The sequence below is a fragment of the Blastococcus sp. SYSU D00922 genome, from assembly GCF_054050495.1.
Genome location: NZ_JBJGZL010000009.1, coordinates 99588 through 123361, shown reverse-complemented (window position 1 = coordinate 123361; position 23774 = coordinate 99588). Strand labels below are relative to the sequence as shown.

Here is a 23774-nt window from a genome sequence, read left to right as displayed (position 1 = left end):
GATCAGCCGGCGCCGAGCTCGTACCAGGGGTTGTAGATGACCCGCTTGCCGTCGAAGGCGGCGAACCGGCCGCGGGCGGTCAGCGTCCGGCCCGGCTCGATGCCGGGGATGCGCCGGCGGCCCAGCCAGACCAGCGTCACGGAACCGGAGCCGTCGAACAGCTCGGCCTCGAGGGTGGGGACGGTCTCGCGGGGGGTGTAGACGACGGACTTGAGCCGGCCGGTCACGGTGACCACCTCGCCCTTGCGACAGGAGACGAGCGGCTCGCAGCCGGCGCTGGCCGACTCGGCGCGCAGCTCCTGCGCGTCGATGGTCTGGTCGTCGGCCGTGAGCCGCTGCAACGTCCGCGACAGCCAGCTCGGCGATCGGGTCTCGGTCACGGCTTCCACTTCCTCGTCGGGGGTCCGCCGGCGAGGTGCCGGCGGACGGATGTCCTGGGCGACCGGGCGGAACCGGCCACCGGGTCAAGCGTACGGCGCGGCCCGCCGGCAGGGGGGACGACGGACCGGCCCCTCGCTCCCCCGGGTCGGGGTCAGCCGGCCGGCGGCCGAGGAGCGGCCGACGGCTGGGCGGCGGCCGGGGGCGAGCCCGCCCCGCGGGCGGCCGCCTCCTGCTGGCGCGCCAGCTGGGCGGCCATCTGCGGCGGCAGGGTGAGCGGGAGCTGCTCGCGGACCGGCATCGGCTCGACCCCGCGCACGACGACGATCCCGCGGAAGGCGTTCTCGAGCACCGCGGCCTGCTCGGGGTCCTCGGCGGCCGGGCCGGTCATCATGCCGCGCAGGAACCAGCGGGGACCGTCCACGCCCAGGAACCGGGCAGCCCGGCGCACCGGCTGGGCCGCCGCGGTCTGGCCGGGCTGCGGCGCCGCGGGCGCGAGGATCGTGCCGGCGAGCTCGGTGCCGAACGGGCCCTCCACCTCTCTGAGCGAACCGCCCTGCCCGGAGGCGCTGGTCTTGAGGTCCGCCCGGACGCCGTCCCAGATGCCGTCGGCCCGCGGCGCGGCGAAGGCCGCCACCTGCAGGAGCGAGTCGCCGTAGCGGAGCGTGGCGCCGATGACCTTCTGCTGCGGGCTGAGCTCGACCCGCAGGTCGGTCCCCGGCAGCCCTGGCAGGCGGATCGAGCCGAGGTCGATCCGCTGCACGCCGTCGTCCGGCGCGTCCGCCGAGTCCCACGGGCCGGTCGTCTCCTCGACCTCGCGCTCGCGGTGCTGCGGCTCCGGGGGCACGCCGCGCTCGCGCAGGCTGCGCTCGATCCGGTTGCGCCGACGTCCGAACGGCATCTCAGGCCTGACCTTCCCGAGCCGTCGCGGCTCCGTCGCCCACCGCGGCCGCGTGACCACCGGTCGATCCGTGCCCGCCGCTGCCCCGCTCGCTGGCCGGCAGCTCCTCGACCGGCACGAAGCGCGCCTGCACGACGGGCTGGACCACCAGCTGGGCGATCCGGTCCCCGCGGCGCAGGCTGATCGGCGTCGTCGGGTCGAGGTTCACGAGGTTGACCTTGATCTCGCCGCGGTATCCCGCGTCGATGGTCCCCGGGGCGTTCACCATGCTCAGGCCGTGCCGGTGCGCCAGGCCCGAGCGCGGGTGGACGAAGCCGGCGTACCCGTCGGGGATGGCGACCGCCACACCCGTCCCGACCAGCGCCCGCTCGAAGGGGGCCAGCTCGACGTCCTCCGCCGCGGAGAGGTCCGCCCCGGCGTCACCGGGGAGGGCGTAGCGCGGCGCGGCGTCCTCCGGAGAGGTCAGCCGGACCGGCACGTCGAGCGTCGGGGGGTACTCGGGCACCTGGCGATCCTATGAGGGTCAGGCGGGGCCCAGCGGCCGACCGGCCCGGAGGTCCCCGAGGATCCGTCCGGCCAGCTTCTCGGTCGCCCGGCGGTTGCCGCGGCCGGCCAGGGCGGCGCCGACCAGGAAGGGCGCGGCGGCCGGGACGGAGCGGGCGAGCCTGCGGGTCATCGTCCGCTGGAGCGCACGCATCCCGGTGCCGCCGAGCAGCGAACCGAGGCCCGCGGTGGCGGAGGCGTCGACCGGGCGCTGCGCCGACCAGGCGGCGAGGTAGGCACCGGCGCGGGCCCGCGCGTCGCCCGGGGCGCGGCGGCCGTGCAGCTCGTGGAGCTCGCCGATCAGCACCACCTCGACCCCCGCCACGAGCAGGGTCTCGGCACCCAGTTCGAGCGGCAGGGCCAGCAGCGAGGCCGGCGCCAGCCACTGCGTCGCGGACAGACCGCCGGTCGCGGCGCCGATGGTCGACGTCACCCGTGCGGCCCGGGCGACCAGCGCGTCGGCGATCTCGGCGTCGGAGGCGCCCGGGTGCGCGGCCCGCAGCCGCGCGGCGTCCCGGATCGGCAGCCGCGGTGCGGCCGCGGAGAGCAGGTCCCCCAGCAGCGCCCCCGGGGTGCGCTCGGCGGAGGGCGCCTCGGGACCGGGAGGCGGCGCGTCCCGGCCGGGGGCGAACGCCGCTCCCACCGCACCGGCGACCGCGCCGACGACGTCCCGCAGACCCCCGGTCGCGGAACGGCGCGGCGCCTCGCCGGCCTGGCCGGCCGGTGCCGCGCCGCCCACGAGGCCGGCCACCGCGTCGGCCACGGCTCGGGCGGCGCGACCGAGACCGGTCTCCTCGGGGACGGGCGCGGGAGGAGCCACCGGGCGCGGCGGCGGGACGTCCCGCGCCGCACCCAGCCGTGGACCGTGCTCGGTCATCGCGCCCCTCCCGTCAGCGCTCGCGCCTCTTACGCGCAGTCGCGGCAGAGCAGCTGGTCACCGCGCGTCGACGCGAGGCGGCTGCGGTGCTGCACGAGGAAGCAGCGCGAACAGGTGAACTCGTCCTCCTGCTTCGGCAGGACGCGGACGGTGAGCTCCTCGCCGGAGAGGTCGGCGCCCGGGAGCTCCAGGTTCTCGTTGAAGTCGGTCTCGTCGACGTCGACGGAGGCGGACTGGGCCTCGGCCCGGCGAGCCTTGAGCTCCTCGAGGGAGTCCTCGCCCAGCTCGTCGGCCTCGTTGCGGCGCGGGGCGTCGTAGTCGGTGGCCATGGGGTGCCCCTCCTGTGTTCCTGCGGGTGTCGGCCCGCTCGTCCGGCGCCGGCGCGGGGTGTGCGCCGGCGCCCTGCCGGCCGCGGTGGCGACCGGTGGGTCGTGGTCCGGCAGCCCCCTTCTGGGCTGCCGGGTGCCGGTGGTGCTCCGGACAGGGCCGGCGCCGGCTCCCGCGGTGCGGGGGGCGACCGGAACCCGTCCGGGCCGCTCCTGCCCCGCCCGCCCGGAGACGGGTGGGGAAGGTCCGGCCAGCCCCCCAACGCGGCGCGGCCCCGGTTTGTGCCCACCTCCGGAAACGAGTTCCGAGCGGGCCCCCGGGCCGCGGAGCGCCAGAGGTTACCCTGCCGCCGTGGCGACTCCCGTGGGTGCTGATCCAGCCGTCGTCGGGCCGTACCTGGCCTCGGTCCTCGGGCACGAGCGCTGGCGCTCCGTCGACGTGCAGCTCATCGCGGCGGGCATGTCGAACCTCACCTATGTGGTCACCCCGCAGGACGGCACGGACGACGACGCGGTGATCCTCCGGCGCCCTCCGACGGGCGCCGTCCTGGCCACCGCGCACGACATGGCGCGCGAGCACCGCGTCATCTCCGCGCTCGGCCCCACGGACGTGCCGGTCCCCCGCACGCTGCACCTGTGCACGGACGAGTCGGTGCTCGGGGCGCCGTTCTACGTGATGGAGCGGGTCGTCGGCATCCACGTCGTCCGCGAGTTCCCGCCCGGCTACGCCGACGAGCCGGAGCAGCGCCGCGCGGTGGGCGAGAACCTCGTCGACGTCCTGGCCGACCTGCACTCGGTCGACTACGCGGCCGTGGGCCTGGGCGAGTTCGGCCGGCCGGAGGGCTTCGCCGCCCGCCAGGTGCGCCGCTGGACCAAGCAGTGGGACGCCACCCGCGACCGCGACCGGCCGAACCTCGACGCCCTGGCCGCGCGCCTGGCCGAGACGGTGCCGGCGACCCAGCGGTCGAGCATCGTGCACGGCGACTACCGGCTGGACAACTGCCTGCTCGACCCGGAGCAGCCCGGCCGGATCCGCGCGGTGCTGGACTGGGAGATGTCCACGCTGGGCGACCCGCTCACCGACATCGGGATGATGTTCGTCTACTGGCCGCAGGCCGGTGAGGAGCGCGCCTCGACGATGAGCCCGGTGACGACGCTGCCCGGGTTCCCCACCCGCGCGGAGGTCGCCGAGCGCTACGCACGGCGCACCGGAGCCGACCTCTCCGACCTGAACTGGTACGTCGGCTTCGCCTTCTTCAAGTTCGCGGCGATCATCGCCGGCATCGTCGCCCGGTCGGCTGCCGGCGCCATGGCGGGCAAGGACACCTCCGGCTACGCGGAGCGCATCGACCCGTGCGTCGAGCTGGGACGCGCCGCGCTCGAAGACGGTGCGATCTAGCGCCAGGTCGCGGCCCTAAGCTCCAGCCGACCGACCCTCCCGGAGCGCTGCTCCCGGGTCCTGCCGAGGAGAGACAGTGACGCTGCGGACCGAGCGCCCGCCGGTGCGCCCCCGGAGCGGCCGCCGCCCGTGGCCGCCCCTGATCTTCCTGGCCGTCCTCGCGCTGGCCGCGGCCGCCGTCTGGTGGAACGTGCTCCGCACCGAGGCGCGGGACGAGGCGCGGGAGAACGCGGCCTGCGAGTCGGCGGCGGCGTCGGCGCCACCCACGGACATCGACCCGGCCTCGGTCACCCTGCGGGTGCTCAACGCCACGGACACGAGCGGACTGGCCCAGACGGTCGCGACCGCGCTGCAGGAGCGCGGGTTCGTCATCGGCGAGGTGGCCAACGACTCCAGCGGCCGCGAGGTGACCGGCGTGGGCGAGCTGCGGCACGGCCCCCGCGGCGACGACGCCGCCCGGTACGTGCGGGTCTACATCCCGGACGCCGGCGACTACCCCGACACCCGCGCCGACGCGACGGTCGACGTCGTCGTGGGGCCGGAGTTCCAGACGCTCGCCTCCGCCGAGGAGGTCGCCGCCGCGCTGGTGCCGCCGACGGGCGCGGCCGCCGACTGCTGATCAGGCCCGGTGCAGCTCCTCGAGCAGCTGCACGAACGGCGCGGCGATCGACGGCGCGGCCGCGACCGCCATCGGCTGGGCGAACGGCCGGCCGCCGAGGCCGGTGAGGAGCAGCCCGGCCTCCGCCGCCACCAGCGCCCCTGCCGCGTGGTCCCACGGGTTGAGGTCCAGCTCGTAGTAGGCGTCCACCCGGCCGGCGGCGGCCGAGCAGAGGTCGAGCGCGGCGCTGCCGTACCGGCGGATGTCGCGCACGCGCGGCAGCAGCTGCGCGACGACGGCGCCCTGGGCCCGCCGTTGCTCGACGCGGTAGCCGAAGCCGGTCGCCACGAGCGTCTGCTCCAGCGAGACCGGGCTGCTGCCGGTCAGCCGCACCGGCTCCGGCCGCCCGGGGGACGACGCGAACGCGCCCCCACCGGCGGTCGCCGTGAACAGCTCGCCGGTCGCCACGTTGAGCACCACCCCCGCACGGACCTCCCCGTCGACCTCCGCGGCGATCGAGACGGCGTAGGCGGGCAGGTCGTAGAGGAAGTTCACGGTGCCGTCGATGGGGTCGACCACCCACCGCACGCCGCTGGTCCCGGTGCGGTCGGCGCCCTCCTCCCCCATCACGCCGTCGTCCGGGCGCGCGGCGAGCAGCCGGCCGACGACCAGCTCCTCGCTGGCCCGGTCCACGGCGGTGACGACGTCGACCGGGCTGGACTTCACGTCGACGTCGTCGGCGGCCGACGCGCGGCCCCGGGCGACGAGCGCGGCGGCCTCCCGGGCGACGTCGACCGCGAGGGCCAGGAGCTGGTCGGGGTCGGCGGCGGGTGCACTCACCCGGGTGATCCTGCCGTAGCCCGGGACGCGGGAGAGGCCGCTCACTAATCTGTCCGCGTGCAGGGCTTCGGAGTGGACATCGGCGGCAGCGGCATCAAGGGGTGCCTGGTCGACCTCGAGCAGGGACAGCTGATCGGCGAGCGGCTGCGGATCGAGACCCCGCAGCCGTCGCTGCCCGACCCCGTGTACGGCGTCGTGGCCCAGATCGTCGAGCACTTCGGCTGGACCGGCCGCGTGGGCGTCACCTTCCCGGGCGTGATGAAGAACGGGGTCGCGCACACCGCCGCCAACGTCGACAAGAGCTGGATCGGCACCGACGTCGACGCCGGCATGGACGCCCTCATCCCCGGCACGGTGGAGACGCTCAACGACGCCGACGCCGCCGGCATCGCGGAGATGCGCTACGGCGCCGGCCGCGACCGCGGTGGCGTCGTCCTCATGCTGACCTTCGGGACCGGCATCGGCAGCGCCCTGTTCGTCGACGGGCACCTGGTGCCCAACACCGAGTTCGGCCACATCCAGGTGGACGGCGAGGACGGCGAGCGCCGCGCCTCGGCGGCCGCGCGCGAGCGCGAGGAGCTCGGCTACCCCGAGTGGGCCAAGCGGGTGGACCGCTACCTCGACGTCCTCGAGGCCGGCCTCTGGCCCGACCTGATCATCGTGGGCGGCGGGGTGAGCAAGAAGGCGCACAAGTGGGTGCCGCTGCTCTCCACCCGCACCCCCGTCGTCCCGGCGCAGCTGCAGAACGACGCCGGGATCGTCGGTGCGGCCCTGGCCGCGCACGAGCGCACCGACCGCTGACCCCCGGGCGCCCGAACGGGTGAGGCGCGTGGGGCGCGAGGTGACCGGGACTTCAGCGATCCGGGCTCCCGGCCGATGCACCCGGATGAGCGAGAACCGCCCAGGAACGCGCACTTCGCCCCGGAGGAGCGAGGCTGCGGGATCCGAGGCGGTGGAGAACCCCCGACACGCCGTTACAATGAGAGAGCCCCACCCCGTCGCCCTCCAGCCGGGAGGGATCCCCTGCCCGTCCAGCGGCCAAACGCCGCGCCGGTCTGCCGGGACCTCTGCCGCTGCACAGGTGCGAGGACCGGAGCCGCTGCCCAGGGACCAGAAGGCCCCTCGGGGAACGAACCCAGCACGGGAAGGAACCTGAGTGCCCGCCGACAAGCCAGCACCGGAAGCAGCCGCCGCGAGCACCCGCAAGAGCTCCGGCACCGCCACCGGTACCCGTGCTCCCCGGACCAGCGCCGCGGCAGCCAAGACGGCGAAGACGGTGACGGCCGCCGCCGAGCCGGCCGCGAAGGCCGCGCCCCGGAAGAAGGCGGCGGCGAAGACGACCGCCAAGAAGCCCACCGTCGTCCCCTCGCCGGGGACCGGTGAGGGCACCGTGCTGACGGCCGTGGCCACCGACGCCTCCGCAGTGGCGGTCGTCGACGGCGGCACGGAGGGTCTCAAGCTCGACGAGACCGTCGTCACCGGCAAGGACGGCGTCGAGGTCGTCCCCACCGAGGAGGAGGCCCCCGAGGGCGGCGCCGACTTCGAGTGGGACGACGAGGAGGAGTCCGAGGCGCTGCGCCAGGCGCGCAAGGACGCCGAGCTCACCGCGTCGGCGGACTCGGTCCGCGCCTACCTCAAGCAGATCGGCAAGGTGGCGCTGCTCAACGCCGAGGAGGAGGTCGACCTCGCCAAGCGGATCGAGGCCGGGCTCTACGGCGCCGAGCGGCTGCGCCAGGTCGAGGAGGAGGGCCAGAAGATCTCGCCGCAGATGCGCCGGGACCTCAACTGGATCGTCCGCGACGGCGAGCGCGCCAAGAACCACCTGCTCGAGGCCAACCTCCGCCTCGTGGTCTCCCTCGCCAAGCGCTACACCGGCCGCGGCATGGCGTTCCTGGACCTGATCCAGGAGGGCAACCTCGGCCTGATCCGCGCGGTCGAGAAGTTCGACTACACCAAGGGCTACAAGTTCTCGACCTACGCGACGTGGTGGATCCGCCAGGCGATCACCCGCGCCATGGCCGACCAGGCCCGCACCATCCGCATCCCGGTGCACATGGTCGAGGTCATCAACAAGCTCGGCCGCATCCAGCGCGAGCTGCTCCAGGACCTGGGCCGCGAGCCCACCCCGGAGGAGCTGGCCAAGGAGATGGACATCACCCCGGACAAGGTGCTGGAGATCCAGCAGTACGCCCGGGAGCCGATCAGCCTCGACCAGACCATCGGTGACGAGGGCGACAGCCAGCTCGGCGACTTCATCGAGGACTCCGAGGCCGTCGTCGCGGTCGACGCCGTCAGCTTCACGCTCATGCAGGACCAGCTGACCAGCGTGCTGCAGACGCTCTCCGAGCGGGAGGCCGGCGTCGTCCGGCTGCGGTTCGGCCTGACCGACGGCCAGCCGCGCACCCTCGACGAGATCGGCCAGGTCTACGGCGTCACGCGTGAGCGGATCCGCCAGATCGAGTCGAAGACGATGTCGAAGCTGCGCCACCCCAGCCGCTCCCAGGTCCTGCGCGACTACCTGGACTGAGCACTCCCGACGAGGGCCCCGAGCGACGAGCTCGGGGCCTTCGTCGTCTCCGGCCTCGCTCGTGGAGCGTTCTTCGTGCTCCTGGAGTCCTGCAGCACTCCAGGAGCGGGAGGCCGACTCCAGGAGCGAGCGCCCGCTGGGCGTCGCCGCGGTGGAGGCTGCACACCCAGCGGGCGACCCAGGGTCGTGCCGAGTGGGCCCCGGAGGGGTCCGCACAGGGACGACGCAGCGGCTCCACCCGACCGGGGGACGGCACCTGGCCGCGGTGCGGTCCGGAGGAGCGCAGTGTCGTCGCCCGTATGGGTCACAGAGTCATCGCGGTCGGTGTGCGCGGCGAAGTGTCGGGTAGACGGCGTAGCGTGGGAGACGTCAGAACAGCAGCGGACCCACGGTCGGGCCGGCAGCCAGCCGGTCAGGCAGATCGACCAGCTCGACAGTCCCATCCAGGTGTCCCCTGCTGAACTCGTTCCACCCAGGTGTCCCTCCGGTCACGGACTCATCTCTTTCGGCGAGTCCGCGATCACAGGCCATCGGAACGGGAACACGAGGGGCCATCCTGGCGCTGTGCAGGAGGCCGATCCGCAGCCGCGGGTCCGTGCGGTAGAGAGCGAGTGATGAGCCAGATGACCCAGACGCTGACGTCGACCCCGCCCACCGATGACCTCGTCGTCCCGTTCCACTGCGACCGTTGTGGAGCCCTGGCCAAGGTTCGCGTCGTTCTCGCGAGCGGTAGCGATCTCGTGTTCTGCGGGCACCACGCCCGTGAGTACGAAGGCAAGCTTCGTGACATCGCCGTCGACTTCATCGACACAGAGGGCGAGCAGCGCGTAACTGCGTGATTTCGGCGGTATCGTCGCGCCCGCGATGACCGCCTCACCTGACGACGCCGCCGCGTCCTCCTCTCCGCCACGCGCGGGAGGAGGGCCGGCGGCTCCGTCGTTCCTGGGGACTCCCGGTCGACCCGAGCCGGAGGAATCCCCCATGCCGCAGCAGCCGCCCGTGCACGACGAGACCGTGCGCATGCGTCCCGAGGGGCTCGAGGCGCGCCCTGCGCCGGACGGCGGCCGGCCTGCGCCGGTGGAGGAGCACGACGACACCCGTCCGGTCACCCGCGACTGGCTGCTGGGCGCCCCCGACCCCGTGGCCGACACGCCGTCGCGTCCGGAGCCCGACGAGGACCGAAGCACCCAGGCGCTGGAGATGTCCGACCCGGCCCCCCTGGGCGCCACCGACACCGCTCCGGTGGACGCCGCGGTGCGCCAGGGCGTCGTCCACGACACCGAGCCGGTGGACGGCCCGCCTGCGGACGAGCGCGAGCCGTTCCTGCTCCAGGACGACGGCGCCGACGGCGACGGCCCCGCCGGTCCCCCGCCGGGCGACGAGCCGCCGGCCGACGGACCGCGCGGCCCGTGGTGGCGCCGGCGCGCCGTTCTCGTCCCCGCGGGCGCCGTGGCGCTGCTGGCCGCCGTCTACGGCGGCGACCTGCTGATCTCCTCCGGCGACATCCCCCGCTCCACGATCGTCGCCGGGGTGGACATCGGCGGCATGTCGACGGCCGCCGCGGCCGACGCCCTCGAGGAGGAGCTGGCCCCCCAGATCGCCGCCGACCGCACGGTGGTCGCCGACGACGTGGAGGCGGCCTTCTCCCCTGTCACCGCCGGCCTGGCCCTGGACGTCGACGCCACGATCGACGCGGCGGACGACCAGCCGCTCAACCCCTGGACGCGGCTGGTGACGTTGTTCTCCGACCGCGAGGTGGAGCCGGTCGTCAGCTCCGACGACACCGCGCTCAACGCGCAGATCGAGACCGTCGCCGCCGGCGTGGACCGGGCACCGGTCGACGCCACCATCGCCATCGAGGGCACCACCCCGAGCGTCGTGGACGCCGCCGACGGACGGCACCTCGACCGCGAGGGCTCCGCCGACGCGATCGTGGCGGCCCTCGCCTCCGGCGACGACGCCTCGACGCCGATCGAGCTGCCGGTCGACGTGACCCCCGTGCACGTCGACGCGGCCGAGGCGCAGCGGGTGCTGGACGAGACCGTCACGCCGGCGCTGTCGGCACCGGTGTCCGTCGTCGTCCCGAACAGCGACGACACCGCCGAGGTGTCGGTCGAGGCCCTCGCCACCTCCCTCACCTTCACGCCGCAGGAGGACGGCGTCCTCGCCGTCGGCGTCGACCCGGCCAGGCTGGAGACGGCGCTCGGTGACGAGCTCGCCGTCTTCGGCAGCGGCGCGAAGGACGCCGAGTTCCAGGTGTCGGGCGGCGCGGTCACCGTGGTCCCGTCGGTCGACGGCACCGGTGTCGCCCCGGCGACCCTGGCCGAGCAGCTCGTGCCCGTGCTCACCGAGCCGGCCCCCCGCACCGTCACCGCGCAGCTCGGTCCGGTGCCCGCCGACTTCACCACCGAGGAGGCCCAGGCCCTCGGCATCAAGGAGGAGATCGGCTCCTTCACGACCAACATCGGCAACCCGGCCAGTGGCGAGAACATCCGCGTCGTGGCCGCCGAGGTCGACGGCGCGCTCGTCATGCCGGGCGAGACCTTCAGCCTCAACGGGTTCACCGGCCCGCGCGGCACCGCCCAGGGCTACGTGCCGGCCGGTGTGATCAGCGGTGGCCAGTTCACCCAGGCCGTCGGCGGCGGCATCAGCCAGTTCGCCACCACGATGTTCAACGCGGTGTTCTTCTCGGGCCTCGAGGACGTCTACCACAAGCCGCACAGCTACTACATCAGCCGCTACCCGGCCGGCCGCGAGGCGACGGTGTACGAGGGCCAGATCGACCTGCAGTGGCGCAACGACACCGACACCGGCGTCTACATCGACACCGCCTGGACCCCCGGCACCATCACCGTCACCTTCTACGGGACCAAGCGCTACGAGATCCAGTCGATCAGCAGCAACCGCGTGAACGTCCGGGAGCCGGCCGTGCAGGAGAAGCCGGACGACGGCACCTGCAAGTCGCAGGCCGGCGCGCAGGGCTTCGACATCACCGTGACCCGCGTGTTCCGCGACCTGGCCACGGGCGCAGAGATCCGGCGCGAGGACTTCCGCACCCACTACGCGGCGGAACCCATCATCCGGTGCGTCCCGCCCGCGGCCCCGCCGGCGCCCACGCCGGGCGGCTGATCGGTCCCCCGGGCGAGGGATCCGCCCGCCGCTCCGGCTCCGGAGACCGGCTGCGCCCCGCCCGGACGTGCACACTGGGCAGGTGAGCACCGTCCTGCCCAGCGGGTCCCCGACCCGCGCCGGGGAGCCCGAGCCGGCGGTGACGACGGCTCCGGCGGCTGCCGCACGGGTCGACGCCGAGGACGACGGGTCCTCCGGCGGTCGCCTGCACGGCTGGCCGGCGCCCGTGCGGGTGCCGCTGCAGGTGCTCGGCCGCACGCTCGCCAAGGCGTGGCAGGACCGCATCCTGGGGCTGTCGGCGGAGGCGGCGTTCTGGCAGATCCTCTCGGTGCCGCCGCTGCTGATCGGGCTGCTCGGGTCCCTGGGCTACCTCGGCTCGCTCATCGGTGGCGACGCGGTCCGCGAGATCGAGGACCAGTTGCTCACCGCGGCCGCGCAGGTCCTCACGCCCGATGTCGTCGACGACCTGGTCGCGCCCACGCTGTCGGACATCCTCGGGTCGGGCCGGCTCGACCTGCTCAGCCTCGGCTTCCTGCTGGCCCTGTGGGCGGGGTCGTCGGCGACGGCGACCTTCATGAACACGATCGTCATCGCCTACGACCAGCGCGACGTCCGCGGCCCCATCCGCACCCGGCTCAAGGCGCTGTGGCTGTTCGTCGTCGGCATGTTCATGGCCGTCCTCACGCTGCCGCTCCTGGTGCTGGGGCGCGAGGTGCTCGTCGGGCTGCTGCCCGAGGACTGGCGGGACACGGGCATGGTCCTGGTCAACGCCGTCTACTGGCCGGTCGTGATCATCGGCCTGCTGCTGGCGCTGACGAGCTTCTACCACGTGGTGCTGCCCAACCGGCTGCCGTGGCGTCGGCACCTGCCGGGGACCGTGCTGGCTCTGGGGTTCTTCCTCGTCGCCGCGCTGGTGCTGCGGGCATACGTGGCCGACATCCTCATCACCGCGCTGCCCTACGGCGCGCTGGCGGCGCCCATCGGCGCGCTGCTGTTCTGCTTCTTCTTCGGCATGGCCGTGCTGCTGGGCGCCGAGCTCAACGCGACCATCCAGGCCCGCTGGCCGGCACCGCTGCGGCGGCACGACCGCCGCCGCCGCGAACGCCGCGAAGCGAAGCTGCAGGCAGAGGCGAAGAGGCTCGGCTTGTCGTAGGCGCGCAGCGCCCCGGGAGACGCTGCGCGGGGTTCCGGCCCTCTCTCAGTCCTTCTTGAGCTGCTCGTAGATCTCCTTGCAGGCCGGGCACACCGGGCTGCCGGGCTTCGGGCTCTTCGTGACCGGGAAGACCTCGCCGCACAGGGCCTCCACCAGGGTGCCCATGACCGCGCTCTCGGCGATCTTGTTCTTCCGCACGTAGTGGAAGACCTCGTTGGCGTTGCCGGTGTCGGCGTCGCGGACGTCCGGCCGCTCGAGGATGTCGCTGCTGCTCATGGGTCCACTCCCCTGCTCGGCCGCTTCGGTGCGCCCACCATGATGACAGGGTGCATGCCTCGACCCGCGATCTTCCCGCCGGCACCGTCCTGTCCCCCGAGGTCGCCGACGCCCTGAGCGCCGGCCGGCCCGTCGTCGCGCTGGAGAGCACGCTCCTGGCGCACGGCCTGCCCCGCCCGGACAACCGTGCCGCAGCCGACGACGTCGAGGCGGCCGTCCGCGCCGGCGGCGCCGTGCCCGCCACGATCGCGGTGCTGGACGGCGTCCCGCACGTGGGGCTGACCGCCGCGGAGGTCGACCGCGTCTGCGCCGACCCGGACCTGGCCAAGCTGGGCGTCCGCGACCTGCCGGTGGCCTCGGCGCTCGGCCTGAGCGGCGCCACGACCGTGTCCAGCACCGCCCTCCTGGCCGCCGCCGCCGGCATCGGCGTCTTCGCGACGGGCGGGCTGGGTGGCGTGCACCGTCAGGCCGTGGACACCTTCGACGAGTCCGCCGACCTCACGGCGCTAGCCCGGACCTCGCTGGTCGTCGTGTGCGCCGGCGTGAAGTCGATCCTCGACGTCCCGGCGACCCTGGAGCGGCTGGAGTCGCTGTCGGTGACCGTCGTCGGCTACCGGACGACGACCTTCCCCGGGTTCTACGTCGCCGACTCGGGCTCGACGGTGGACTGGTCGGTCGACGACGCCGCGGCCGCCGCCCGGGTGTTCGCCGCCCGCCGCGAGCTCGCTCCCGGCGCCGTCGTCGTGGCCAACCCGCTCCCGCTCGACGAGCAGCTCGACCCGGACTTGCACGACCGGGTCATCGCCGGCGCCCTCGCCGCCGCCGAGGAGGCCGGCGTGCGGGGCAAGGACGTCACGCCGTTCGTGCTGGACCACCTGCACCGCGCCAGCGAGGGCGCCACCCTCGCGGTCAACGTCCGGCTGGTGCTGCGCAACGCCGAGCTGGCCGGGCGGATCGCCGCGGAGCTGGCCGAGGTGGCCCGCTGAGCGGCGGTCCCCGGGTCGTCGTCGTCGGCGACGTCGCGACCGACGTCGTCGCCGTCCTGTCCGGGGAACCGGCCCCCGGCTCGGACCGCCCGGCGACGATCCGCAGCCGCGGCGGCGGCGCCGGGGCGAACGTCGCCGCCCACCTGGCGCACCTGGGTGCCCGTGTGTCCCTGGTCGGTTGCGTCGGGGACGACGCCCCGGCCGCCGGGCTCGCCGCCGAGCTGACCGCCGCCGGGGTCGACCTCCGGCTCCGGACCGTGCCCGGCACGGCGACCGGCACGATCGTCAGCCTGGTCGAACCGGGCGGGCAGCGCAGCATGCTGGCCGACCGGGGCGCGAACCTCGCCCTCCGGCCGGAGGACGTGCCCGCGCCGGAGCCCGGGCAGCACCTTCACCTGTCCGGCTACACGCTGCTGGACGACGGCCCGCGCGCGGCCGGGTTGGCGGCCTTGCGCGCCGCCCTGGACGCCGGCTGCACGGTCTCGCTCGACCCGGCCTCGACCGGCCCGCTCACGCGGTACGGCGTGGACAGGTGGCTGGCGGACACGGCCGGCGCCACGCTGCTGCTGCCGAACGTGGACGAGGCACGCGTGCTCACCGGCTGCGCGGACCCGGCCGACGCCGCGCGCGCCCTCGTCCACCGGCACCGGATCGTCGCGGTGAGCCTGGGTGCCGACGGGGCGCTGTGGGCGTCCGGCGACGTCCTGGTGCACCGTCCCGCGCACCCCACCGACGTCGTCGACACCACGGGCGCGGGCGACGCCTTCGCCGCCGGCCTGCTGGCCGCGTGGCTGGGCGCACCGGGAACCGACCCCGGCAAGGCGCTCGACGCGGGCCTCGCCCTCGCCGCCGAGGTGGTGCGCCGGCCCGGGGCGCGCTGAGTCAGCCCTCGATGACCCGCGCGGGCCGGCTCTCCAGGACCCGGTCGGGCCGGGCGTCGTACCGGTTGACGTGCAGCTTCTTCTTGGGCGGCCGGTCGTTGGCCATGACCACGGCGATCCAGGGCAGCACGGTGCCGAGGACGGCGAAGATCAGCATCAGCCAGACGACCTGGTAGAACGACGCCGCCAGGACGATGAACACGATGCGGATGCCCATCGTGATCGCGTAGCGCTTCTTCCGGAACGCGTGCTGCTCGGCCAGGCTCGGCTCGGCCTCGGTGATGAGGACGGGCTCCGGCTTGCGGGGACGCGGGAACTGCGAACTCGTGGCCACGGGCATCCATCCCCCTCCGGGACCGGTCCGGCCGGGGACCGCCCCGGTCTGCTCCCGGTCCGGCACCCATCGTGCCACCGCGGCGGGGCCGATGCTCGTGCCCCGGCCTACTGCTTCGCGGCCTTGGCCGCCTGCTTCTGCTCCTGCTTGAAAGCGCGCACCTCGGCCAGGGTCTCCGGACCGGTGATGTCGGCGACCGACCGGCGCGAGCCCTCCTGCCCGTAGTCGCCGGCGGCCTCCCGCCAACCGGCCGCCTCGACGCCGTACTGCTTGCCCAGCAGCGCGAGGAAGATCTTGGACTTCTGCGCACCGAAGCCGGGCAGCTCGTTCAGGCGCTTCAGCAGCGTGGCGCCGTCCGGGCCGTCGGCCCACAGGCCCTCGGCGCGGCCGTCGTAGCGCTCGACCAGCAGCCGGCAGAGCTCCTGGGTGCGGCCGGCCATCGACCCCGGGTACCGGTGCAGCGCGGGCGGCCCCTGGAAGACGCGGGTCAGCTCCTCGGGATCCGTCCCGGCCAGCTGCGCGGCGTCCAGCGCGTCGACGCCGAGGCGGTCGGCGAGCAGCCGCGGGGCACCGAACGCGCGCTCCATGGGGAACTGCTGGTCGAGCAGCATCCCGATCAGCAGGGCGAGCGGGTCGCGGCCGAGGAGTTCGTCGGCCGCGGGGTCCTGGGCGATGCGGAGTGTCGGCACGTCGGAGATGGTGCCGTACCGCGCTCCCGGTGCGATGAACCCGGGTGATCGCGGGACGAGGCCACCGCAACGAGCCGCAGACGGGCGGTCAGCCTCGCGCCTCCGGAGCTGACCGCTCACACCAGCTTGGGGAAGGCAGCCAGGAAGACGACGCCGACGAGACCGAGCGACGTGCCGGTACCCAGCAGCGCCAGCTGCGACCTGATCCTCTTCATCCGGCCCGACATCGCGGTGAAGAACAGCACGGCCGCGAACAGCACGGTGAGGATCGTGTAGTTGTCGCTTCGCTGGTTGTTCGCCAGGGCGGCACCGAACCTCTCGTCCGCGCGCTCGTCAGCGGCCCTGGCGTCGGCCTTCTCCGGAAGCACGTACGACGGCATCTCGAAGGGCGACTCCGGAGCCCCCGCGGTGAGACCACCCGCGGCGAGCCAGTCACGGTGCGCGCTCGCCAGCGGCTCGGGGAAGCGCTCGACGAAGAAGTCGGCCAGCTCTGCGTCCCCTGCTGCCGTCGCGGCGGCCCACTCGGTCCACAGCCCGATGTGGTTGGAGATGCGTACGTTCCCGGCGCCGTCGAGGCGGGCGGCCTCGATCCGGGAGGAGGAGGCCTGGCTGAAAGCGATCGACATGGCCCCTCCCCACTTGCTGGACTCGAAAGCTGACCACGCGGTGAGGATGGTCGTGATCGAGAGCACGAGGACGGCGACGAACTCCACGGCCGACGAGGAGATGCCCCGCACAGCACCGCCACCGTCGGCACGAGCGTCGCCCCCCGTGCTCGTCGACTCGTGGTCGGCTGCGACGTCCGCCGCGATGACCTGCGCGGGAGCACGGTCGTCCGAGTGCGGTCTCACGGCTGACCTCTCATCCGGATCCTGCAGCCAGGATCGCCGCTCGGCACGGGCCTCTCGTCGTCCCCGGTGGATGACCGCGGTCGTGTGATCGGACCGACCGCGCCGGCACGAGCATTGCGACGGATCACGTGTGGATCCGCGGTCGCTCCGCGGCACGATGCGCCTCTGCGGTTTGTCCAGGGCGTCGTCCGGGCAGAGGGCGGACGCCGAGCCGAGCCCAGGCCCCCACCTGCCGGGACCGGAGGTCGTCCGTGGCACGTCCGCAGGAGCCGGCAGCGTCCCGCCCTCGGCCGGAGTTCGGACAGGCGCCGGTCGTCGAGGCGATCCGAGGGTCGCTGTCCCGATATCCCTGGCGTGCTCTCACCGTCGAGATGGTGACGGCGATGGCACTGACGGCAGCCGATGGGGCGCGCGTGCACCGAGCCGGCGCACGCGACCTCGCCGGACGGGACGAGCGCGTCCCGTCGGTGATGGGGGTCCTCCGGACCGACCCGCAGTGGCGGCGGCGTCCAGCGCTCGTGGTCGCCCGCCGCCTGGCTGCAGCCATCGCCGCCGGGCAGGAAGAGCGCTTCTGGTTCGAGGCGGAGCTGGACTGGTTCCTGCATCCGCCGTCCTGAGTCGGGGCGGACACCTCGGGGAGCCGACCGGCCGGCTACTGGCGGGCCATCGCCAGGCGCATCTCGCTGTCGCTGTCGGTGATCAGCTCCCCGGAGAGGTCGACGGTCACGGTGTGAAGGGTCCCGGCGAAGCGGAACGGCGAGCGGTAGTCCGGGCTCACCGGTGAGCCGGGATCTGCGCCGCAGGTGACCGCACCCGGGTTGATGACGATCGGGATCGTCACGGCGAACTCCTCCTGGGCGACGAGGTCCCCGTCCACGTACAGCTGGGCCCGGCCCGGCGTGCCACGGCCCTGGGCGAGGTCGGGCTGCCCGGTCGGCTCGAACTCGAACCGGAGCCGGTGCCGCCCCGGCGGAACCGCCTCCGGGGCGCTCACCCGGTGGATGCTGCGGGCGAGGTAGTTGTGCGCGTAGTGCGGCCGACCGTCGACGAGGTAGAAGCTCCACCCGCCCACGCCGCTGCCCTGGGCCAGGAGCACGCCGTCGGCACCGTCGGGGACCTCCACGTCGGCCGTGATGCTGTGCGGTCGGTTCAGCACCCGCGGCCCGGCGAAGTACGGCACCGCCGACGTGCCGGCCCGGAAGACGTAGGTGTCCCGCGGCTCGGCGACCTGGGGACGCTCGACCATCATCCGGGCCGTCCCGCTCCCGTCGATCGGCAGCACGTCGTACTTCCCCGCCTCGACGTACCACTGGGCGATCAGCTCGATGAGCTTGGCCGGGTGCTCGCGCGCCACGTCACGGTTCTCCGTGACGTCCTCCGCCACGTGGTACAGCTCCCAGTGGTGGGCGTCGAGGTCCGCCAGGTCCTCCGCGGAGATGGGGACGCCGAACGGCTTGCCCGCCTCGCTGAAGGAGGGCCCCGGCCAGGGGCAGACGGCGCGCCAGCCGTCGGAGTCGATCGCCCGGTGCCCGAGCATCTCGTAGTACTGCGTGCGGTGGCGAGTGGGGGCGTCCGGGTCGTCGAACGTGTAGGCCAGGCTCGTGCCGTGCAGCGGTGACTGGGTCACGCCGCGGATGCTCCGGGGTGGCTCGATGCCGAGCACCTCGAGCACGGTGGGCACGATGTCGATGATGTGCGCGAACTGGCCGCGGAGCTGCCCCTTCGCTGTGATCCCTCCCGGCCAGTGCACGAGGAACGGGTCGCTGACCCCGCCGCGATAGGTCTCGCGCTTCCACCGGCGGAAGGGCGTGTTCCCCGCCCAGGTCCAGCCCCACGCGTAGTGGTTGAACGTGGTCTCGCTGCCGAGCTCGTCGAGCACGGCGAGGACGTCGCTGAGCGGTTCCGGAGCGTTGTTGAAGAACTGCAGCTCGTTCGGCGTGCCGGTGGGGCCGCCTTCGGCGCTCGCACCGTTGTCCGAGACCAGCATGACGAGGGTGTTGTCCAGCTCCCCGGTCTCGCGGAGGAAGTCCAGCACCCGCCCGATGTGGTGGTCGGTGTGGGACAGGAAGCCGGCGAACACCTCCATCATGCGGCTGTACAGCCTCCGCTCCTCAGCGGGCAGGCCGTCCCAGTCCGGGACATCGGGGTCGCGCCGGGAGAGCTCGGCCGTGGCCGGCACGATGCCCAGCTCCTTCTGCCGCGCGAAGACCCGTTCCCGGTAGACGTCCCAACCGTCGTCGAAGGCCCCGGCGTAGCGGTCGGCCCACTCCCGGGGGACGTGGTGCGGTGCGTGCGTCGCCCCGGGGCACAGGTGCAGGTAGAAGGGCTTGTGCGGAGCCACCTGCTTGGCGTCGGCGATGAAGGAGATCGCCCGGTCGGCGAGGTCCTCGGTGAGGTGGTACCCCTCCTCCGGTGTCCGTGGCGGCTCGACCTGGTGGTTGTCGTGGACGAGCTCCGGATGCCACTGGCTGGTGTCACCACCGAGGAAGCCGTAGAACCGCTCGAAGCCCCGCCCCAGCGGCCACCGGTCGTACGGTCCCGCCGCGGACTCCTGCTCCGACGGCATCAGGTGGTACTTGCCGACGAGGTAGGTGTTGTACCCGTGCTGCAGCAGCATCTCCGAGAGGAACCCGTTCTCGAACGGGATGTTGCCGTTGTAGCCGGGATAGCCCGTGGCCACCTCGTTGATGGCCGCCATCGCGTTGGCGTGGTGGTTTCGTCCCGTCACGATGCACGATCGGGACGGGGAGCACAGCGCGGTGGTGTGCATGTTCGTGTAGAGCAGCCCGTTCGCCGCGAGGGCGTCGAAGTTCGGGGTGGCGATCGGGCTGCCGTAGCAGCCCAGCTGACCGTAGCCGGTGTCGTCGAGGACGATGATCAGCACGTTCGGGGACCCGGGGACCGCGCGCACAGGCTGCGGCCAGGCCGGCGTCGACTCGTCCGTGGTGCGGCGGATCGTGCCCGGGAACACCGATCCTGGCTCGTACTCGGTCAGCGGCATGCGGACTCCCAGTGCTTCGGCGACAGGCCAGGAACGGGGAGGCCAGGAGAACCCACGTCGCGGGCCCGCACGTCATCCCGGCCGGGTGAACCGCTCGGTCGGCAGGTCTGGGGCCCGGTCGGCCGGGCAGGTCGCCGCGGCGTCGACGTGCGTGCCGGTCGAGCAGCATCCCGATCAGCAGGGCCGGGGGGTCACGGCCGAGGAGGTCGCCGGCCGCCGGTCGTCGGCGTGCGTACCGGCTGATCTCCCGCACACGCCGGAGCCGGCGCACGGGTGCCGGTTCCCGTGCGCCGGCCGGGGCGATCACCCGCCGGTCCGGTGCCAGTCCCGAGGCAGGGCGGGAGGGCACCGGACCGCGGGTCTCAGCGGCGGACGTCGATGGTGACGGGCGTCGTGGCGCTGACCGGCGCCCCGAACGAGTCGGTCATCGACAGGGTGCAGCTGAACGTCGCCGTCCCCGCCTGCGTCGGCGTGACCCACAGGGCGAGGAGGCCGCTCTGCCTGGCGGAGTAGTTCCGCAGGCGGGCGAGCATCTCCAGGAGCGGCACCGACTGGACGCTCGCAGCCGAGCCTCCGGTCCGCGCGCAGCCGTAGTCGAGCGTCCGTCCGACGAGGGTGCCGCGCCCGGCGTTGCCGAACTCGACGAGAACCATCTGCGGCTGCCTGACCTTGGCCCGGACGTTCCGGCCGTCGTTGATCTCCTGGTAGAGCTTCGTCGTCGTCGCCGGTGGGGTGACCACGACGTCGAAGGTCATCGGGTTGGACGGATTGCCCGCCGCGTCGGTGGCCGTGCAGGTCACCTCGGTCGTGCCGATGGGGAACTGCGACCCCGACGGCGGCGTGCAGCTCGCGGGCACCGAGCCGTCCCGGGTGTCACCGGCGATGACGTCGAAGGAGACCTTCGCGCCGTTCACGCTGGTCGAGCTCGCCGCGACGTCGTCGTGACCCGCGACCCGCGGGGCCAGCTGGTCGGCCGGGCGCTCGGCCAGCTGCGTCGGGTCGACGATGCCCCAGTAGGCCGGGGTCACCTGCAGGTCGTCGTCGAAGGGCAGCGGCGCCTCCCACGGCCGGGCGGCCGGCCACGTCCGCAGCCAGCTGCGGGCGTTGCTGATGCCCCAGAAGGTCACCGACTCGATGGAGTCGGAGTGGGTGCGCAGCATGGCGAACAGGTCGCGGTAGTAGTACCCGTTCTCGGTCTCCGCCTCGTCCTGGTCGGCCATGCCCGGGCGGTGCTGCGGGGTGGTGCCCCCGCTGACGTCCGCGCCGTAGTTCTCCGCCGAGGTGCTGATGTCCAGCTCGGTGATGACCTGGAGCAGCGACGGGTCGAGCTCCTCGACGGCGTCGAGGGAGGCGTCGAGCCACTCCACCGGGCGGGCGAAGTCCATGTGCGCCTGGTGGCCCACACCGTCGATCGGCACGCCCCGGTCCTGCAGCGCGGCGATCAGCTCGAGGTAGTCCGCCCGCTTGGTGGGCATCTCGGTGTTGTAGTCGTTGATGAACAGCTCCGCCTCGGGGAAGTACTGGTCGGCGAGGCGGAAGGCGTCGTCGACGAAGGTCTCACCGAGCACCTGGAACCAGCGGCTGTCGCGCATGTCGTGCGGGTTGGCGTTGTCGCTGTCGTTGATGACCTCGTTGACCACGTCCCACGCCCAGATCGGGCTGTTCCCGTCCGGGTAGCGGGCGTTGACGTGGTCCGCGATCGCCTTGATGTGCGCCTCCATGCGCGACCGCAGCAGCTCCTGGTCCGCCGGGCTGTTCGTGAGCCAGGCGCCGTTGCGCTGGAAGAACCAGTCCGGGGTCTGCGAGTGCCAGGCCAGCACGTGCCCGTACACCTGCACGCCAGTGGCGTCGGCGTAGTCGAGCAGGGCGTCGAGGTCACCGAAGGTGAAGGTGCCCTCGGTCGGCTGGATGTCGGCGGGCTTGCCGTCGTTCTCCGGGGTGAAGGCGTTGAAGTGCTGCTGCAGGAGCTGCGACGCCCGGCCCACGGTCTCCCGCTGGTCGATGGCCACGCCGACGTGCTCGAAGCCCTGCTCACCGAGGACGTCCTTCAGGCCCGGGACGTTCTCGATCGGCGTCTCGGTGAACGCGGCCAGCGAGACGTCGTCGATCAGGAAGTCGACGTCCGCGTCGCCCTCGACGTAGAGCTGCGCCTTGTCGATCGGCGCGCCCAGCGTGTAGGTGCCCGTGAGCTCGGTCCACGCGTCAGCGGTGACGACGGCGCTGGCGCCCGGCACGCCGTCGTAGTTCGTCGACGTGCCGCGGTCGCGCTGGATGGTGGCCTTGAGCGAGCTCGGGGCCTCACCCGGCGCCAGCTTGGCCCAGAGCGAGAGCCGCACGGGCGTGCCCACCGCGAGGCTCGTGGTGACGTCGAGGGTCGGCCCCTGCCAGGCCTGCAGACGGTTGGTGGTGAGCAGGCTGGTGGTGCCGCCGTGCGCGTCGGAGGTCGTGGTGGCGACCTGCGCGTCACCGCGCGGCCCCCATCCCTGCAGGCCGTCCTCGAAGTCGTTGCTGACCGGCTGGACGGTGCCCGGCTCGCTCGGCGCAGCGGCCTCGCCGACGATCGTGACGTCGTCGACGTAGAAGCTCTGGGTGGCGTCGGGGCTCTCGAGGTAGAGCTCGAGCTCCGAGTTCTGGGTGGCGAACTCGTAGGTACCGCTCACCTTGGTCCAGGAGCTGTCGCTGACCGCCACCTGCCAGGCGACCGTGTCGTAGGCGGTCGCGCCGCCGCTGACCCGCTTGGCGCTCATCGTGACCACGTCCGTGCCCGAGCCTGCCGGCAGGCGGACCCAGGCCTCGGCGGTGTAGGTACCGGCCGGCATGAAGGACAGGGCGTTGATCCCGGGGCCCTGCCAGGCCTGCGTGCGGCCGCTGGCGTAAAGGCTCTGCACACCCGTGCGGGCCACGTCGGCGGACACGGTCGCCTGGGAACCCCGGCCGTACCAGCCGCTCGTCCCGTCCTCGAAGCTCGTTTCGTGCACCGTGGCGGGTGCGGCGGCAGCCGACGGGGCGGCCAGCACGGCCATCCCTGCGGCGAGGCCGAGCACCGGGACCAGGGCGGTGGGACGACGTCGTCTCATCTTCTCCCCCGTGGGTGTGAGCCGTCCGAAGCCGCCGGAGCGCGACTTCGATAACGATTTCCACGCAGTGAAGGCCATCACACTGCGTAGGTCAACGTTTTCGAAACGTCGCGGTGATCGAGGGCTCAGGGCCGGGCGAAGACGGACCCGATCCCCGCCAGCTGCAGCGCGCGCTCGACCTGCGCCGACGCCGCGCGCAGCACCGGTTGCCGGCCGGCCGCCACCGACGCCTCGGCGACGAGCAGCAGCAGCGCCAGCCCGGACGAGCTGATGAACGTGACGGCGCCGGCGTCGATCGCGTCGACCGGGGGCCGCTCCCGCCCCTGGGCGGTCGTGAAGCTGGTGGCGACCGCCGTGTCGACGTCCCCGCGCAGGCACAGCACGCGCTGCCCCGCGCTCTCGTCGACGATCGTGATGGCGCCCGCAGGAGGCCGCGGGCCCTGATGCGCGTCCATGTGCGCCCCCTCACCCGCATCGCGGGCTCGTGCGCAGAACGGTACGCCCGCGCGACAGTATGGGCAGGTGCGCGCGGTGGTCAGCAGGGTGAGTACAGCGGCTGTAACCGTCGACGGCGCGGTCGTCGGGGAGATCGGCCGGGGACTGCTGTCACTGGTCGGAGCGGGGCACGACGACGACGTGGCGACAGCCCGCGCCCTGGCTCGCAAGATCCACGAGCTGCGCATCTTCCCGGGCCCGCACGGCGAGCTCTCCGCCGCGGACCTGGGACTCCCCGTCCTGGTGGTCAGCCAGTTCACGCTCTACGCCGACACGCGCAAGGGCCGTCGTCCCTCCTGGCAGGACGCCGCCCCCGGTGAGGTGGCCGAGCCGCTGGTGGACGAGGTCTGCGCCGAGCTGCGCCGTCGGGGATGCACGGTGGCGACCGGGGTGTTCGGAGCGAGGATGCAGGTGTCGTCGGTGAACGACGGGCCCATGACGCTGCTGCTCGAGGTCTGAACGAATCACACCGCCGCGATTCCCGCGTGAGTGACGGACGCCCGCCGGGGTATC

At 73.5% G+C, this 23774-nt stretch carries 24 protein-coding genes; 11 read left to right on the top strand and 13 right to left on the bottom strand.

What is annotated here, in order from left to right; genetic code table 11:
* Positions 1-2: 2 nt before the first annotated feature.
* The 5 genes from ACI78T_RS14495 to ACI78T_RS14475 all read right to left on the bottom strand — a co-directional run bounded on the left by ACI78T_RS14495 (position 3) and on the right by ACI78T_RS14475 (position 3028).
* A complete protein-coding gene (locus ACI78T_RS14495; RefSeq protein ID WP_179710856.1) occupies positions 3-380 on the bottom strand; it encodes an OB-fold nucleic acid binding domain-containing protein in 378 nt (125 codons plus the stop codon).
* Positions 381-532: 152 nt separating this feature from the next.
* Complete coding sequence (locus tag ACI78T_RS14490) at positions 533-1279, bottom strand: DUF3710 domain-containing protein (protein WP_456558813.1); 747 nt, start codon at positions 1277-1279, stop codon at positions 533-535.
* 1 nt (position 1280) lies between these two features.
* Positions 1281-1784, bottom strand: coding sequence for a dUTP diphosphatase (gene dut / locus ACI78T_RS14485; RefSeq protein ID WP_456558812.1), 504 nt, complete (start codon positions 1782-1784; stop codon positions 1281-1283).
* Between the two features lie 18 nt (positions 1785-1802).
* Complete coding sequence (locus ACI78T_RS14480) at positions 1803-2699, bottom strand: hypothetical protein (protein WP_456558811.1); 897 nt, start codon at positions 2697-2699, stop codon at positions 1803-1805.
* A 29-nt stretch (positions 2700-2728) separates the two neighbouring features.
* On the bottom strand, positions 2729-3028 hold the full coding sequence (locus tag ACI78T_RS14475) for a DUF4193 domain-containing protein (RefSeq protein WP_116450320.1): 300 nt from the start codon (positions 3026-3028) through the stop codon (positions 2729-2731).
* Between the two features lie 349 nt (positions 3029-3377).
* Here ACI78T_RS14475 and ACI78T_RS14470 point away from each other — a divergent pair, with 349 nt between their 5' ends.
* Both ACI78T_RS14470 and ACI78T_RS14465 read left to right on the top strand, forming a co-directional pair.
* Positions 3378-4424, top strand: coding sequence for a phosphotransferase family protein (locus ACI78T_RS14470; RefSeq protein WP_456558810.1), 1047 nt, complete (start codon positions 3378-3380; stop codon positions 4422-4424).
* A gap of 76 nt (positions 4425-4500) precedes the next feature.
* Positions 4501-5043, top strand: coding sequence for a LytR C-terminal domain-containing protein (locus tag ACI78T_RS14465; protein WP_456558809.1), 543 nt, complete (start codon positions 4501-4503; stop codon positions 5041-5043).
* Here ACI78T_RS14465 and ACI78T_RS14460 read toward each other — a convergent pair whose 3' ends face one another.
* Complete coding sequence (locus ACI78T_RS14460; protein ID WP_456558808.1) at positions 5044-5862, bottom strand: inositol monophosphatase family protein; 819 nt, start codon at positions 5860-5862, stop codon at positions 5044-5046.
* 57 nt (positions 5863-5919) lie between these two features.
* On the opposite strand from ACI78T_RS14460, the gene ppgK reads away from it, so the two are divergent.
* The 5 genes from ppgK to ACI78T_RS14435 all read left to right on the top strand — a co-directional run bounded on the left by ppgK (position 5920) and on the right by ACI78T_RS14435 (position 12671).
* Complete coding sequence (ppgK, locus tag ACI78T_RS14455) at positions 5920-6663, top strand: polyphosphate--glucose phosphotransferase (RefSeq protein ID WP_456558807.1); 744 nt, start codon at positions 5920-5922, stop codon at positions 6661-6663.
* Between the two features lie 355 nt (positions 6664-7018).
* The gene (locus ACI78T_RS14450; RefSeq protein ID WP_456558806.1) at positions 7019-8389 is read left to right on the top strand and encodes an RNA polymerase sigma factor; all 1371 of its coding nucleotides are present in this window, start codon (positions 7019-7021) and stop codon (positions 8387-8389) included.
* Positions 8390-9003: 614 nt separating this feature from the next.
* A complete protein-coding gene (locus tag ACI78T_RS14445) occupies positions 9004-9228 on the top strand; it encodes a DUF7455 domain-containing protein (protein ID WP_456558805.1) in 225 nt (74 codons plus the stop codon).
* Between the two features lie 142 nt (positions 9229-9370).
* The gene (locus ACI78T_RS14440) at positions 9371-11518 is read left to right on the top strand and encodes a VanW family protein (protein ID WP_456558804.1); all 2148 of its coding nucleotides are present in this window, start codon (positions 9371-9373) and stop codon (positions 11516-11518) included.
* 82 nt (positions 11519-11600) lie between these two features.
* A complete protein-coding gene (locus tag ACI78T_RS14435) occupies positions 11601-12671 on the top strand; it encodes a YihY/virulence factor BrkB family protein (RefSeq protein WP_456558803.1) in 1071 nt (356 codons plus the stop codon).
* Between the two features lie 45 nt (positions 12672-12716).
* Here ACI78T_RS14435 and ACI78T_RS14430 read toward each other — a convergent pair whose 3' ends face one another.
* On the bottom strand, positions 12717-12947 hold the full coding sequence (locus ACI78T_RS14430) for a DUF3039 domain-containing protein (RefSeq protein WP_456558802.1): 231 nt from the start codon (positions 12945-12947) through the stop codon (positions 12717-12719).
* Between the two features lie 50 nt (positions 12948-12997).
* Here ACI78T_RS14430 and ACI78T_RS14425 point away from each other — a divergent pair, with 50 nt between their 5' ends.
* Positions 12998-13933: a pseudouridine-5'-phosphate glycosidase gene (locus ACI78T_RS14425; RefSeq protein WP_456558801.1), complete on the top strand. Its 936-nt coding sequence runs from the start codon at positions 12998-13000 to the stop codon at positions 13931-13933.
* On the top strand, positions 13930-14814 hold the full coding sequence (locus tag ACI78T_RS14420) for a carbohydrate kinase family protein (RefSeq protein WP_456558850.1): 885 nt from the start codon (positions 13930-13932) through the stop codon (positions 14812-14814). The genes ACI78T_RS14425 and ACI78T_RS14420 overlap by 4 nt, the downstream gene beginning before the upstream one ends.
* A 1-nt stretch (position 14815) precedes the next feature.
* Here the strand turns inward: ACI78T_RS14420 and ACI78T_RS14415 are convergent, their stop codons facing one another.
* From ACI78T_RS14415 to ACI78T_RS14405, 3 genes are all read right to left on the bottom strand, one after another.
* On the bottom strand, positions 14816-15154 hold the full coding sequence (locus ACI78T_RS14415; RefSeq protein WP_456558800.1) for a DUF3099 domain-containing protein: 339 nt from the start codon (positions 15152-15154) through the stop codon (positions 14816-14818).
* Between the two features lie 101 nt (positions 15155-15255).
* Positions 15256-15837 (bottom strand): HhH-GPD-type base excision DNA repair protein, encoded by a 582-nt coding sequence (locus tag ACI78T_RS14410; RefSeq protein ID WP_456558799.1) that lies wholly within the window; start codon positions 15835-15837, stop codon positions 15256-15258.
* A gap of 116 nt (positions 15838-15953) precedes the next feature.
* Positions 15954-16688, bottom strand: coding sequence for a hypothetical protein (locus ACI78T_RS14405; RefSeq protein WP_456558798.1), 735 nt, complete (start codon positions 16686-16688; stop codon positions 15954-15956).
* Between the two features lie 383 nt (positions 16689-17071).
* Here ACI78T_RS14405 and ACI78T_RS14400 point away from each other — a divergent pair, with 383 nt between their 5' ends.
* A complete protein-coding gene (locus tag ACI78T_RS14400; protein ID WP_456558797.1) occupies positions 17072-17305 on the top strand; it encodes a hypothetical protein in 234 nt (77 codons plus the stop codon).
* Between the two features lie 35 nt (positions 17306-17340).
* On the opposite strand, the gene ACI78T_RS14395 is transcribed toward ACI78T_RS14400, so the two are convergent.
* The 3 genes from ACI78T_RS14395 to ACI78T_RS14385 all read right to left on the bottom strand — a co-directional run bounded on the left by ACI78T_RS14395 (position 17341) and on the right by ACI78T_RS14385 (position 23221).
* Positions 17341-19689 (bottom strand): arylsulfatase, encoded by a 2349-nt coding sequence (locus ACI78T_RS14395; RefSeq protein ID WP_456558796.1) that lies wholly within the window; start codon positions 19687-19689, stop codon positions 17341-17343.
* Between the two features lie 362 nt (positions 19690-20051).
* Positions 20052-22766 carry an endo-1,4-beta-xylanase gene (locus ACI78T_RS14390; RefSeq protein ID WP_456558795.1) on the bottom strand — a complete coding sequence of 905 codons (2715 nt, stop codon included), beginning with the start codon at positions 22764-22766 and terminating at the stop codon, positions 20052-20054.
* A 125-nt stretch (positions 22767-22891) separates the two neighbouring features.
* Positions 22892-23221, bottom strand: coding sequence for an STAS domain-containing protein (locus ACI78T_RS14385; RefSeq protein ID WP_456558794.1), 330 nt, complete (start codon positions 23219-23221; stop codon positions 22892-22894).
* 76 nt (positions 23222-23297) lie between these two features.
* On the opposite strand from ACI78T_RS14385, the gene dtd reads away from it, so the two are divergent.
* On the top strand, positions 23298-23720 hold the full coding sequence (gene dtd / locus ACI78T_RS14380; protein WP_456558793.1) for a D-aminoacyl-tRNA deacylase: 423 nt from the start codon (positions 23298-23300) through the stop codon (positions 23718-23720).
* Positions 23721-23774: the final 54 nt, after the last annotated feature.

Bases quoted from the DNA above. Each gene is read 5' to 3' on its own strand.
- ACI78T_RS14490 (WP_456558813.1), bottom strand. From the start codon at position 1,279: ATGCCGTTCGGACGTCGGCGCAACCGGATCGAGCGCAGCCTGCGCGAG.
- ACI78T_RS14480 (WP_456558811.1), bottom strand. From the start codon at position 2,699: ATGACCGAGCACGGTCCACGGCTGGGTGCGGCGCGGGACGTCCCGCCG.
- ACI78T_RS14475 (WP_116450320.1), bottom strand. From the start codon at position 3,028: ATGGCCACCGACTACGACGCCCCGCGCCGCAACGAGGCCGACGAGCTG.
- ACI78T_RS14445 (WP_456558805.1), top strand. From the start codon at position 9,004: ATGAGCCAGATGACCCAGACGCTGACGTCGACCCCGCCCACCGATGAC.
- ACI78T_RS14440 (WP_456558804.1), top strand. From the start codon at position 9,371: ATGCCGCAGCAGCCGCCCGTGCACGACGAGACCGTGCGCATGCGTCCC.
- ACI78T_RS14430 (WP_456558802.1), bottom strand. From the start codon at position 12,947: ATGAGCAGCAGCGACATCCTCGAGCGGCCGGACGTCCGCGACGCCGAC.
- ACI78T_RS14415 (WP_456558800.1), bottom strand. From the start codon at position 15,154: ATGCCCGTGGCCACGAGTTCGCAGTTCCCGCGTCCCCGCAAGCCGGAG.
- ACI78T_RS14400 (WP_456558797.1), top strand. From the start codon at position 17,072: ATGGCACTGACGGCAGCCGATGGGGCGCGCGTGCACCGAGCCGGCGCA.
- ACI78T_RS14395 (WP_456558796.1), bottom strand. From the start codon at position 19,689: ATGCCGCTGACCGAGTACGAGCCAGGATCGGTGTTCCCGGGCACGATC.
- ACI78T_RS14390 (WP_456558795.1), bottom strand. From the start codon at position 22,766: ATGAGACGACGTCGTCCCACCGCCCTGGTCCCGGTGCTCGGCCTCGCC.
- ACI78T_RS14385 (WP_456558794.1), bottom strand. From the start codon at position 23,221: ATGGACGCGCATCAGGGCCCGCGGCCTCCTGCGGGCGCCATCACGATC.